At 34.7% G+C, this 12,457-nt stretch carries 11 protein-coding genes; 5 read left to right on the top strand and 6 right to left on the bottom strand.

Annotation, left to right across the window (positions count from 1 at the left end; translation table 11 throughout):
- Window positions 1–42: 42 nt before the first annotated feature.
- From P164_RS04210 to P164_RS04200, 3 genes are read right to left on the bottom strand one after another with little or no spacing between them, the layout of a single operon-like run.
- Complete coding sequence (locus P164_RS04210) at window positions 43–648, bottom strand: protein-tyrosine-phosphatase (RefSeq protein WP_051621282.1); 606 nt, start codon at window positions 646–648, stop codon at window positions 43–45.
- A gap of 4 nt (window positions 649–652) precedes the next feature.
- Window positions 653–1,114: a DUF6428 family protein gene (locus P164_RS04205; protein WP_028375220.1), complete on the bottom strand. Its 462-nt coding sequence runs from the start codon at window positions 1,112–1,114 to the stop codon at window positions 653–655.
- Window positions 1,115–1,124: 10 nt separating this feature from the next.
- Complete coding sequence (locus tag P164_RS04200; RefSeq protein ID WP_028375219.1) at window positions 1,125–1,460, bottom strand: ArsR/SmtB family transcription factor; 336 nt, start codon at window positions 1,458–1,460, stop codon at window positions 1,125–1,127.
- Between the two features lie 177 nt (window positions 1,461–1,637).
- Here P164_RS04200 and P164_RS04195 point away from each other — a divergent pair, with 177 nt between their 5' ends.
- The 3 genes from P164_RS04195 (at window position 1,638) to P164_RS04185 (ending at window position 4,723) form a co-directional block, all read left to right on the top strand.
- Window positions 1,638–2,108, top strand: coding sequence for a ferritin-like domain-containing protein (locus P164_RS04195; protein ID WP_035899335.1), 471 nt, complete (start codon window positions 1,638–1,640; stop codon window positions 2,106–2,108).
- 271 nt (window positions 2,109–2,379) lie between these two features.
- Entirely contained in the window at window positions 2,380–3,570 is a 1,191-nt protein-coding gene (locus tag P164_RS04190; protein ID WP_028375217.1) for a pyridoxal phosphate-dependent aminotransferase, read from the top strand.
- 1 nt (window position 3,571) lies between these two features.
- Window positions 3,572–4,723: a hypothetical protein gene (locus tag P164_RS04185; protein WP_028375216.1), complete on the top strand. Its 1,152-nt coding sequence runs from the start codon at window positions 3,572–3,574 to the stop codon at window positions 4,721–4,723.
- A gap of 144 nt (window positions 4,724–4,867) precedes the next feature.
- Here the strand turns inward: P164_RS04185 and P164_RS04180 are convergent, their stop codons facing one another.
- The 3 genes from P164_RS04180 to P164_RS04170 form a co-directional block, all read right to left on the bottom strand.
- Window positions 4,868–7,327 carry a zinc-dependent metalloprotease gene (locus P164_RS04180; RefSeq protein WP_035899332.1) on the bottom strand — a complete coding sequence of 820 codons (2,460 nt, stop codon included), beginning with the start codon at window positions 7,325–7,327 and terminating at the stop codon, window positions 4,868–4,870.
- Window positions 7,328–7,588: 261 nt separating this feature from the next.
- Window positions 7,589–8,587, bottom strand: a complete 999-nt coding sequence (locus P164_RS04175; RefSeq protein ID WP_051621189.1) for an MBL fold metallo-hydrolase — start codon at window positions 8,585–8,587, stop codon at window positions 7,589–7,591.
- Between the two features lie 24 nt (window positions 8,588–8,611).
- Window positions 8,612–9,559: an aldo/keto reductase gene (locus P164_RS04170; RefSeq protein WP_028375214.1), complete on the bottom strand. Its 948-nt coding sequence runs from the start codon at window positions 9,557–9,559 to the stop codon at window positions 8,612–8,614.
- 186 nt (window positions 9,560–9,745) lie between these two features.
- Here P164_RS04170 and P164_RS18780 point away from each other — a divergent pair, with 186 nt between their 5' ends.
- Window positions 9,746–9,883, top strand: a complete 138-nt coding sequence (locus P164_RS18780) for a hypothetical protein (protein WP_199907768.1) — start codon at window positions 9,746–9,748, stop codon at window positions 9,881–9,883.
- 295 nt (window positions 9,884–10,178) lie between these two features.
- On the top strand, window positions 10,179–12,320 hold the full coding sequence (locus tag P164_RS04165) for a cation:proton antiporter (protein ID WP_035899331.1): 2,142 nt from the start codon (window positions 10,179–10,181) through the stop codon (window positions 12,318–12,320).
- Window positions 12,321–12,457 lie beyond the last annotated feature (137 nt).

Here is a 12,457-nt window from a genome sequence, read left to right as displayed (position 1 = left end):
CTGATTGTAAAATCAGCTTTTTGTATGAAAATATAAATTTTATCAGCTATTTAAAGTACTAAATATGTACTTCATTTCTGTAGCAATTTGTTTGCTTCTAGCGGCATATACCTCTTCTTCTTGCGTTGTACCATCAGAAATCTTTGGATCATCATATCGCAATGGTAAACGTTTTTCTGCACCCGGAATAAAGGGACAGTTTTCATCTGCGTCAGCGCATGTCATCAACGCCGCAAATCCAGTTTGTGGATTTGTAGCATCATCAAATAACTTTGACCATGCTTTAATTGATGGCTTATCTGAATCAAAAGTAAAGGTATATACTGGATTTAAAATTCCTTCTTTTACCACTTCAAAACCAGCCTTTTTCAACGAGTGAACGGCCGTCTCATTAAATGCTGTCACCTCTACTCCACCAGAAAATGCCTCTAAATAAACGCCATAATAAACACTTATAGTTTGCGCCCAAATTTGAGCCAGTTGACTACGTCTTGAATTGTGGGTGCAAATAAAATGAAGTTTTACAGGCGTGCTTCTTTCAATTTTTGATTGAATGTTATTTTTTACTGTATCTAAAGTCGATCTACGTTCATTGCTTAGTGTAGAAATGTCGAGATCCTTTATGTATTTATTAAGTGAACTATTCATAATACTAACAACATCCATTTCCGGGAATACAAGGGTCTGAAGCCGCTTTAATAAGCGGAGTGGTTTGACGCTCATCAATACCACAGGCATCCTTTGCCAGGCAATCTGTTAGTTGAGCTGTCAATGTAAAATACTTACCGTTATGTCCTAGATTATAAATATTTATGGTTTCGCCTTGATACTCAACTTCCACCTCAAGATCGGGCAGTTGCAATTCGCGTTCAGAAAGCGTTAATATTTCAACTAATTTTTCAGGATGTAACCTGTGATTGTAATCATTAGCAGACCATAACTGTAATACAATGGTCTCTTTAATTCGTTTTTGACCCCCACAGTCAATAAAACGTTTAGTACTTAATCCTACTTCGGTAACATGAAAATGACTGGGCACAAGTTTTCCGTTAGGCAATTCAAAACCTATTTTTAAGGCTTTAGATGCATTTTTTTTAAGTTCAGATAATAACATAATTAGTGATTTAGCAGCAATCAGATTGCTCATTAATTTCATTCAGTTCAAATAAACCTTTAAACTTTTCAGAGAATAATTGTAAAGTTTCTTGATTTAAACAGTAACAAACACGCACCCCTTCTATTGTTCCTTTAATAAGATTTACCTTTTTAAGTTCTTTTAAATGTTGTGATATAGTAGGTTGGGCAAGTCCTAATTGATTTACCAGATCACCACAAATACAGGTCTTAGATTTAAAAAGTTCCTGAAGAATGGCAATACGTGCCGGGTGCGCAAGCGCTTTTGCATACAGCGCCATCTCATTTTGATATTCAGTAAATAAAATTTCTTTTGTAAGTCCCATATACTATTTATCGTAATATTACGATAAATAAGAATTACAACTTCTTATTTGATCATATTTCTATGTTAACCTATTGTAAAATCTATAAAACTTAGAGATGTTAAGGGTAACTTTACAAAGTAATCAATTAAAACAATGCCAGCTTTTACAAGCTAGTTGCATTAATAAAGTATACCTATGGAATCTGACAAGCAAATAACTCACAACGAACTAACCGAAAGTTTACAAAGTTTATTAGTTAAAAATTATGATGCTGAAAAGGATTTTATTAGAGCTATGCAGCATTTAGAACACCCGGCTCTAAGAGGGTTTATGCAACGTCAGGCAGCTAAACGAAGTAGTTTTGCAACTGAATTAGATCACGAATTACATAACCTTAATGAAACTCCAAAAACCAGCGGTACTATCGTAGCAGATTTACACCGTACCTGGATTGAATTAAAAAACTCTATACTGGAAGCTGACGTTTCTACAGTTCTCGAAGAATGCTTAAGAGGTGAAAAAAATAGTGCACACGAGTATGAGACTGTTTTACAATCTCATGAATTCCCTCAGCATTTACGCACTGTAATTAACAATCAACTCTCAAAAATTTACCGAACAATCGAAGATTTACAGCAGTTGGAAGATATTACAAAACTGCAGTAAATTAGTTCCCTATTTAAACAAATGCCTTTAATTCAGATAATTAAAGGCATTTGTTTGTTTATACATTCCGAAATCGTGATATTACTACAATCATGTTGAAGAAATAGCACTATGATGTCTATAATACTGAGATTACATTATCATATTCTCAATATAATGTTAATTTTATAGCATAAACAATAAATATAATTCGATTTTTACGAATTTATCTTAGTGTCCGTTTTGGTGTTTTTCTAATTTTAAAGAATTACTTATAAATAAAAAAATTTATATGAATTCTTCAGATCTTCCAAGACGCGATTGGCTTAAAAAAATTACATTTTCTATGGGAGCATTAGCCTTTGCTCCTACAGCCCTATGGGCAAATGCAGTGGAAAATGCCCAGGCTAATAATCAAAAATTTATTTATCAGAATCCGGTTTTTGATGAATTTACACCTCCTAAATTTCCTGACTTAAGCACAGTAAATGCACGCTTAGTATGGAATGAAAATCCATATGGGCCTTCAAAGCTAGCGGCAAAAGCTTTTCAGGATGCTGTTTGGGATGGTAATCATTACTCGTGGTCTTCGCTAAATAATCTAGTAAATAAAATTGCTACGTATGAAGGCGTTAGTACAGACCAAATTATGATGGGGCCGGGTTCTTCAGATTTATTAGAGAAAACGGCCTTGGTATTATTTCAAAATGGCGGCAATGTTGTAAGCGCAGATCCTAGCTATATGTCTTTAGTAAGCGTTGCCAAAGCTGCCGGCGGCTCCTGGAAACCTATTAAGCTTACCGCTGATTATCAACACGACTTAGCGGCTATGGAAGCAGCTATTGATGAAGATACAAAACTTGTTTACATCACAAACCCAAACAATCCTACCGCAACATTAACAGATACTGTCAAGCTAAAAGATTTTTGCAGTAGAGTGTCTGAGAAAGTCCCTGTTTTTGTAGATGAAGCTTATTTAGAACTGGCTCCTGAGGGATTAGATGCGAGTATGTCATCGCTTGTTGCAGCAGGTAAAAATGTATTTGTTACCCGTACTTTTTCTAAGATTCACGGTATGGCCGGGTTACGTATGGGCTATATGCTGGGCAAAAAAGAATCTCTGGCAGCAATAAATGAAATCACACGTGGAGGTATGGGAATCGCAGGACCTACAATTGCAGCTGCTTCTGCCAGCATGGATGATACCGAATATCTAAACATGTGTAAAACTAAAATTAAAGAAGCGCGCGATTACACAACTGCCTATCTTGACAAAAGAGGATTTGAGTACATGCCCTCATCAACAAACTTTATAATTTTTCCTATAGAAATGGATGGTGATGCTTTTTTAGAACAAATCTATGAACGTAAAGTTGTTGTTAGAGCTTTTAAATTTTGGAATCAAAACTGGTGTCGCGTGAGTATGGGCACAATGGAAGAAATGGAATACTTCACCAATGCTATAGATGAAATATTAGTTTAAAATGGATGTTAACCTTCAGAAAACATTTCTGTTCTTGGTTTTTATAGCTTTAGGTTTACTACTGAAGTTTAAAATTAAAGGAAAGCAAGAGTTGGCAGGTATAAAAATGATTATTCTTAATCTCGCCTTACCGGCAACCATATTTATTGCTCTATTAAGTATACAGGTTGAAGCCTCTTTGCTGCTTTTACCCATAATTGCTTTACTAATAAATGTAGTATTACTTTTTATTACTCCACTCGTATTACCGGTTTTGGGGATTAGAAAGAACTCCCCTAATTACCGCAGTGCACACCTCTTACTACCATCATTAGCACCTGGCTTAAGTTGTTTTCCATTTATATTAGAGTATCTGGGTGAAGAATATTTAGCTAAGGCAGCTATGGCAGATTTAGGGAATAAGTTATTTGTTCTACTTATTTTATATTTAGTAGCTATGCGTTGGCATTACAAAACACAAGGCATTACCGGTAAGTCAAAAGTTTCAAAATTTAAAAATCTATGCCTTGCAATGATTTCAGAACCTGTAAATATTTTAATCGTTGCCGCTTTAATTTTGCTTTTTACAGGATTTAATTTAACCAGTCTACCCTATTTAATAAGTGAAAGCTTTAGTAGATTAAGTATCTTAATGACTCCTTTAGTATTACTATTTATAGGACTTTCTGTGAATGTAAAACGAAGTCAGTTTTTTGAAATTGCTTCTTTACTTTTAGTACGAGCGGGTGTAGTTATTATTCTATGTGTAGGAATAATTTTGATTACTGAAATAACATTGTCTCAAGATCGCCTTTTATTACTTGCATTTGGATTGAGCGCCTGTAGTTTCTGGCCATTTGCGCATATTGCAGCCGTTGATAAATATGAGAAAAAAGTTGCTGAGGGCAGCAAAACCTTCAATCAGAATTATGCTATTAGCATACTAGCCATTTCGTTTCCACTGTCAGTCGTTTTAATATTAGGCATTTTAACTGCGGGAAATCAATTTGCAGATATAACAACGCTGGTTTTGCTGGCATCTTTACTTTTACTGTTGGGTTTTATCTATCCCTTAATTTTAAAATTTTCAAAAGTAAATCGTAATCAGAAAGAAGAAATAATTCACCAAATAGAAGGTTCTTATACGCTAAGGCAAGTATCAGACAACTCATAGTATTTCATTTAAATCTATCTACTACTCAACTCAGCAAAAATTAAAGTGTTTCTTATTTATCAATTAATAATTTAGATTAAAAAGTTTATAATACAAAAAAGACCGGCTATAAAGCCGGTCTTTTTAATTAAAACATATATGATGCTATCGAGGATCTAAAATTAAATCGATACGCTCTTTTAAATCTTGCAAGTGATATCTGCTTAAAGTATCTCCAGAACGTGTTGCTGCAGTTGTAACAAGACGTTTTAAAGTATTTAACTCTGCACGGGAAACAGCTCTAATATCTGACTGGCTCACTTTAACATCTGTAGCATTACGGCCACTCTGATCTTTAGTTAATAAATATTCTAAACGCTCTACATAAGCACGCTGTAAATTACGACGGTAAGTATCTATTTTCTTGCCATTTGTAAGTTCACTGAAGATACCGGTACGTAAGTCTGTCATCATTTGCGTTAATGTATACGCATCTTTACCATTAAGCGCTTCATTTTCAATCATACGTCCCATACGACCAAAATCAAGAACATTGTCTAAAGTACGTACCTGAGTCGCTCGTATACGCTCAATATTTCCGTCGTGTTCAATTCGATTTAAAATCTCAGTATCTATCATCCACTCCGGAGTTGTAAATAATTGATCCTGTAAAAACTGTAGACTTTCCTTTTGACGCTCTTTAGGAACTGGCATATATACAACACCATCCTGATCATAAGTCTTATAGTATTCATAAACACCACCTATATTATTAGAAACGTGCCCCATATAGCGGTTGTATTGTGCTAAAACCTGCCCGTATAACGTACCTAAATCTTCATAAGTTTTACCGTCTTCTGCAGTCCACTCTATTAGATTAGGAATAATACGTTTTAGATTTGCAATACCATAATTACTTGCTTTTACAGCATCATCGCCTAGATCTTCAGTTTGAGAGCTAGGGTCGACAACTTCGCGTTGCTGAGAACCAAAACGGTACATAGGATCACCTGCGTGCTCTAAAATCCACTGATCAAGAATAGGTTTTTCTGCCTTTTCTTTTTTATCTAAAATAGGTCTGTAACCCCAGTTAATCGCATATTTATCATAAATACCTATGTTAGGCATCATAGAAACGCCTTCATCACCTGGTTGTGCTATATAATTAAATCGTGCATAATCCATAATTGACGGAGCGGTACCATATTTTTCAGTAAAACTTTTTGATCTTAATGAATCTACAGGATATGCTACACTGCTTCCCATATTGTGTGGTAAACCTAAGGTATGTCCTACTTCGTGAGAAGATACAAAACGAATTAAACGTCCCATTATCTCATCTTTAAATGCTACGCCACGTGCATCAGGATTAATTGCCGCTGTTTGTACAAAATACCAGTTACGCAATAAAGTCATTACGTTATGGTACCAGTTGATATCAGATTCTAAAATCTCTCCACTACGCGGATCACTTACGTGAGGACCGTTTGCATTAGGAATAGGAGAAGCTAAATAGCGCACTACAGAAAAACGAATATCTTCTGGAGACCATTCTGGATCTTCTTCTACACTAGGGGCTTCTTTAGCTATAATTGCATTTTTAAAACCTGCTGCTTCAAAAGCAACCTGCCAATCTTCAATACCTTGTTTAATATAAGGAACCCATTGTTTTGGAGTTGCACGGTCTACATAATAAACAATTTGTTTTTTTGGTTCAACCAGTTCGCCTGCATTAAACTTAGCAACATCTTCTGGCTTTACTTCTAATCTCCAACGGTCTAAATAACGTACCGTTTTACTCTCTTGAGCATCAAGACCATAATCTACCTGGCCTCTGGCAAACCAGCCTACGCGCTCATCAAAATAGCGTCTTTCCATAGGTACTTTAGGTAGAAGAACCATACTGTTATTCATCTCAACGGTAATAGAACCTAAGCTACCATTACTAGGTGCATTTTTTGCATTGTAAGTCTTTACGTGTCTTGCTTCAATATTAAGCGGATAACTTTTAAGACTTTCGATATAGCTTCGGTCTTTGTCTACATTAGAGACCTTAAACTGTTCTCTATAATATCCCGGCATCCCTAATGCCTGTACATCTGTATTGTACAAATCATTTACCTGAATTACAGTTTTAGTAGAATCTTTACTAATTGCTTTAATATCAAATGAGAAAAGAACCGGTTCAAAATTTGAATTGGTTACAGCTTCGTGAATTGGTAAGGAATCTGCAGCAAAAATCTGATGAGAAACTACGCGTACCAATACTTTCTTATCTTTTTTCTCCCAGCGTAAGACTTCAGTATTTGCCTTTCCACCACCAAAACCAATACCTGAAGCGGTTTTAGCGATTCGGCTTACCATAAGCATCTCGCGATTAAAAAGACTGTCTGCGATCTCGTAGAAATAATCATCATCTACTTTGTGAACTGTAAAAAGACCTGCATCTGAAATAGCATCTTTTGTAATGACTTTGTCATACGGTTTGAGGCCTCCTTTTGGTTTTTCAGACTTTTCTGAGGCTGCAGCTGCAGCTCCCTTTTTTGTCTGTTTAGTACTTGCGCAAGAAACTACCGTCATCATTGCAAACGTAAAGGCTGCAATAGGGTAAAGTTTTATCTTCATAGTTAATTTTTTAGTTGCGACAATTTAAAACTCCTAAAACAAAAACGCTGTTAAGAAGTTCTTAACAGCGTTTGTTAAAATTTAATAAAACGTCTAAAATATAGTAATTACAAGCTGTTAGGCTCCTAATAAATTATCTAATTCTTTTCCTTTTTTAATATTTGTTACTGATTATATAAAAAAATAGCATCAGTTTACATTAAAATCAAGGCTATAAAGTGCATATTTTGGTAAAAAAAACTTTAGGCATGTTAATTTACCTTAATTGTTTTTTTCTTTTTCTGATTTTAATTCTTGTATTTTTTCAAGGACTTTGGGTTTTAAATTGGTATTAAAATATTGGTTCAGATTTTCATTACCCTTAATAAGGGGATTTGTATCACCAGTAGCATTTGATCTTAAAGTTTCCATGTCTTGTACAAGTCCTATGGTAAAAGGATGGTTTGATAAATTTACATCTGCTTGAGCTTTGTTGGCTGCGTCCTGAAACATATTAAGGGAGTTAAGGTAATTCTGGTTAGCCTCTAAGGTTTTAGGTAAACCTGTGCCTCCCCATAATGCAACTGTATGTTTCTCTCCCTGCTCTTCTACCGAAAATAGTAACGACAGTCCACCGGGTGCGTGACCTGGAGTAAGATAAACGGTTATCGATTTATCACCTAAACTAATGTTCTCACCATTTTTAACTTCAGTATATTGTTTAGGAACTTCAAGTTCACTAGATAAATTTCCAAAAGGATCAGTTAATACTTCAGCATCGTTACTATGCAAACCCTCCCAGGCTGTTTTACTCATTAGGACTTCAGAACCGTAGTTTTTTTCAAAGAAGCGTGCTCCCCCATAATGGTCTGAATGCTCATGGGTTATTAGAATCTTTTTCACCTGTGCAGGATCAAAACCCAACTCCTTAATACCCGGAACAATCACAGTTTCTGCATCATTTTGATTCCACATACTGTCTATTAAAATAAGACCATCTGTTGTATTAATTAAAAACACACCCACACCCACATAACCTATGTAATAGACATTATCAAAAAGTTGTGTTGGTTTTAAAATTTCTGTGCTAAAAAGATCGCTGTTGCGCATTCCCTGAGGAACTTTTTCTAGTCGCTCTTTGGCTTTTTCAGTAAGTGAGTCTGAAGTACTTTTTTCAAGGTTTAAAACTTCCGTGTTTTCCTTATTATTTGTGCTATTCTGGCAACTACTAAAAGTAATTAATAGCAGAATTGCTGTAGATTTTAAAAATATAGATTTCATTGGTTGTAGGTTAGGGTTATATAATTATTTACTAGCTGCATTTAAACGATCTTGATCTTCCTGATCTAGATTTAAGAGAAGCGCCTCATCAAATGCCTGCAAATGTTCTTTCTTCGTTGCACTGGCTATAGGAGACGTTATACCAGGTTGGGCCATCGTCCATGCAAGTGTTACTGCAGCTTCAGATACCTGGTGTTTATGAGCAATTTTTTTTAAAGCTTTTAAAACCGCCTCGCCTTTGTCATTAAAATACTTTTTTAAAAAAGGTTCACGATCTTTACCAGCAGCCGCATCTTTTGAATCATATTTACCGGTAAGAAAACCGCTGGCCAATGTAAAATAACTAGTTACACTCAGTTCATTTTCTACACAAAAACGTTGATATTCACCTTCAAAACCTGAGCGTTCCATAAGATTATATTCAGGTTGAATCACCTCATATCGCGGTAAACTATCTTCTTTAGAAAGTGCTATTGCCTCCCTTAAAATTGCTAAAGGAAAATTAGAAGCACCTATATGACGCACTTTACCCGCATTTATTAAATTCTTATAAACAGATAAGGTCTCCCGTTGTGGGGTGCTGTCATCATATTTATGACTAAAATAAACATCTACATATTCAGTTTGTAAACGTTTTAAACTCAATTCTATTTGCTCGTTTATATAAGATGCAGATAGATTAGGTGCACCAGCCCCCATAGGGCTACCTACTTTTGTTGCAAGTATAATTTTATCTCGATTTTTACGCGCTTGCATCCACTCTCCTAATATTGTTTCACTTTCACCACCAGAATTCCCCGCTGCCCAATATGAATATACATTAGCAGAGTCTATAAAGTTGAATCCTCTATCTAACAGTGCATCTAACAAATAGAAAGAGGTTTTCTTATCTGCTGTCCATCCAAAAACATTGCCGCCAAAAGTGATAGGTGGTATTTTTAAATCTGTCTTTCCTAATTGTTTATTTTTCATAGGTATTTAATTCATTTATTATGTAAGCATTCAACAACGTCTAGCCATCAACTTGATTAGATTAAAATTACAAAGGTGCTCTTGCAGATTCTAGCTTGAGAGTATAAAGTATTGTTAATCTGTAGTAAAAAACACTTGGCTAAAAAGAAAAAAGTAATTTAGCAACAGAACAAACTAAGCAATACAATGAAAAATTTATTTAGAGCATTAATTGCCGGATATGGCGCAAAAAAAATAGGTGGTGGCCGTTGTGGCTGTATAGGAACTATAGTCGTGTTTGCTATTTTATATTGGCTATTAGGATTTGTATTTAACGTAATCTAATAGTTTTCTCCGTTGCACGAGATTAATAATAGAATCTACCAGTAAATGCGTTTATTAAAAAAAAGGCATTATTTAAAATTAGATAATGCCTTTTTCCGTATTAAAAAGATTGTAAAAGGCTTAAAATGATACAGACTAAATTAAAAGTTTAGTTAAAAATTTTGGCTGAAAATTATTTCACGCTATCTCATTTTTTAAGATTTCTGAATCAATTATAAGATTAGATTTACTTCCTGAGACTATTGAGCTGCAGGCTTGATAAATAGGTATTAAAAACTAACATTTTCTTATTTTGATGCTTCTAGAATTGGCCTTACCGCTTACCAATCCTGTATTGAAATTTCTTTTAATACTGGTAATTATTCTCTTTGCTCCTATTATTCTGAATAAGATAAAAATACCGTATCTATTGGGATTAATTATTGCCGGAGCACTGGTAGGTCCCAAAGGCATCAATCTTATAGAACGGGATAATGGTATTATTCTTTCGGGTACTGCCGGGCTTTTATATATAATGTTTTTGGCAGGATTAGAGATAGATCTGGCAGACTTTAAAAAGAATAGTAAAAAGAGTATCATTTTTGGACTATATACATTTTGTATTCCTATGCTATTAGGAACACTCGCCGGTCTGTATCTTCTTAAACTTTCAATTCCTACATCTGTTTTATTAGCCAGTATGTTTGCCTCTCATACCTTAATAGCATACCCGTTAGTTAGTAAAATGGGGGTTGCAAAAAATATAGCTGTTAATATAACTGTAGGCGGTACCTTAATTACAGATACTTTAGCTCTACTCGTCTTGGCCGTTATTGTAGGTATGACAACGGGAGAAGTAAATACATTATTTTGGATTAGACTTACCATATATATCTTGTTATTTGGTTTAACAGTAATGATACTCTTCCCTATCATTGGCCGATGGTTTTTTAAGCGATTTGACGATAGTGTATCTCAATATATTTTTGTTCTGGTTATGGTGTTTCTTGGAGCTGTTTTAGCAGAACTGGCAGGAGTAGAAGCCATTATAGGAGCATTCTTATCTGGTTTAGCGCTTAACCGCTTAATACCACATACCTCTCCTTTAATGAATCGCATCGAGTTTGTGGGCAATGCCATATTTATTCCGTTTTTTCTTATTGGGGTAGGAATGCTTATAGATTACCGCGTATTCTTTAATGATCTTGTTACCATAAAAGTGGCGCTAGTTATGATTATTGTTGCGACTTCAGCAAAATTTTTAGCTGCCTGGTTTACTCAAAAAACGTTTCAATTTTCTGCAGATCAACGTCGGTTAATTTTTGGTTTAAGTAATGCTCAGGCAGCTGCTACACTGGCAGCCGTCTTAGTAGGTTATAATATTATTACTGGTGAAACGCCAGCTGGTGAGCCCATACGCTTACTCAGCGAAAACATTTTAAACGGAACAATTTTAATGATTTTGTTTACCTGTACTATCGCTTCGTTTGTTGCGCAGCGGGGTGCTAAAAATATAGCCCTTTCTGAAAGTTTAAATGCTGAATCTGATATTCTTGAAAACAACGAAAGAGTATTAATACCTATTAGCAATATTGACACTATAGACGAACTCATTAATTTAGGAATTACTGTTAAATCAAAAACCAATAAAGATGGCTTGTATGCCTTAAGTATTGTTGATAACAGCATAATAGATAATACCAGTGACAAACAGGCCCAGAAAATTTTAAATAAAGCTACAATTACCGCTTCTGCCACAGATAACAGACTTCAGGAGATTTTGCGCTACGACTCCAGTATTGTTAACGGAATTACAAGCGTAGTTAAAGAACAAAAAATAACCGATTTAATATTAGGCCTTCACATAAGCAAAGGTATTTCTGATTCTTTTTTAGGCAACCTAACCGAAGGTATTCTTACAAAGTGTAACACCACTACGCTGGTTTACAAACCTGCTCAACCTTTAAATACTATTAAAAGACACCTGATCATTGTGCCAGAAAATTCAGAAAAAGATATGGGTTTCCCCTTTTGGATTGTCAAGATCTGGAACATTGCTAAAAACACTGGAGCTCAACTGGTTTTTTACGCAAATAAAGAAACCCTTCGCTTTATAACACAACTACAATCTAAGCAATCACTTGATTGTACTTTTGAAGAATTTAGCAACTGGGAGGACTTTTTAATTCTGGCTAAAAATTTTAAACAGGATGATAATTTAATTCTTGTTTTAAGTCGAATAGATAAACCGTCCTATAATAATACAATGTCTAAAATACCTACTTACCTCAATAAATACTTTAAAGAAACAAGTTATATGCTTATCTATCCTATGCAGGCAGGTGCGCTTAACAGTTCTAAAATAGACTTTAAAAACCCAACACTCAATGCACCCTTAGAAAAGCTAGATCAACTGGGTAAAAGCATCGCCAGACTTTTTAGAAAAAAATCAAAATAAATACACTTGTGTTTATTATAGATATTAATCTAAATGAAAGAAGCTATAATGAGTAAAGCAACTATTGAATGTCAGAAATAGAATATTAGTTCGACTAACAGCGTATTTTATTATATTTTCAAGTTGGTAGAAAACAT

The sequence above is a fragment of the Leeuwenhoekiella sp. MAR_2009_132 genome (assembly GCF_000687915.1).
In the GTDB taxonomy this organism is placed as follows: domain Bacteria; phylum Bacteroidota; class Bacteroidia; order Flavobacteriales; family Flavobacteriaceae; genus Leeuwenhoekiella.
The sequence above is the reverse complement of the archived record's forward strand: the minus strand, read 5'-3'. Positions and strand labels throughout refer to the sequence as shown.

Excerpts from the sequence above, each read along its gene's own strand:
- P164_RS04210 (WP_051621282.1), bottom strand. The coding sequence starts at position 648 with ATGAATAGTTCACTTAATAAATACATAAAGGATCTCGACATTTCTACA.
- P164_RS04205 (WP_028375220.1), bottom strand. The coding sequence starts at position 1,114 with ATGTTATTATCTGAACTTAAAAAAAATGCATCTAAAGCCTTAAAAATA.
- P164_RS04200 (WP_028375219.1), bottom strand. The coding sequence starts at position 1,460 with ATGGGACTTACAAAAGAAATTTTATTTACTGAATATCAAAATGAGATG.
- P164_RS04195 (WP_035899335.1), top strand. The coding sequence starts at position 1,638 with ATGGAATCTGACAAGCAAATAACTCACAACGAACTAACCGAAAGTTTA.
- P164_RS04190 (WP_028375217.1), top strand. The coding sequence starts at position 2,380 with ATGAATTCTTCAGATCTTCCAAGACGCGATTGGCTTAAAAAAATTACA.
- P164_RS04185 (WP_028375216.1), top strand. The coding sequence starts at position 3,572 with ATGGATGTTAACCTTCAGAAAACATTTCTGTTCTTGGTTTTTATAGCT.
- P164_RS04180 (WP_035899332.1), bottom strand. The coding sequence starts at position 7,327 with ATGAAGATAAAACTTTACCCTATTGCAGCCTTTACGTTTGCAATGATG.
- P164_RS04175 (WP_051621189.1), bottom strand. The coding sequence starts at position 8,587 with ATGAAATCTATATTTTTAAAATCTACAGCAATTCTGCTATTAATTACT.
- P164_RS04170 (WP_028375214.1), bottom strand. The coding sequence starts at position 9,559 with ATGAAAAATAAACAATTAGGAAAGACAGATTTAAAAATACCACCTATC.
- P164_RS18780 (WP_199907768.1), top strand. The coding sequence starts at position 9,746 with ATGAAAAATTTATTTAGAGCATTAATTGCCGGATATGGCGCAAAAAAA.
- P164_RS04165 (WP_035899331.1), top strand. The coding sequence starts at position 10,179 with ATGCTTCTAGAATTGGCCTTACCGCTTACCAATCCTGTATTGAAATTT.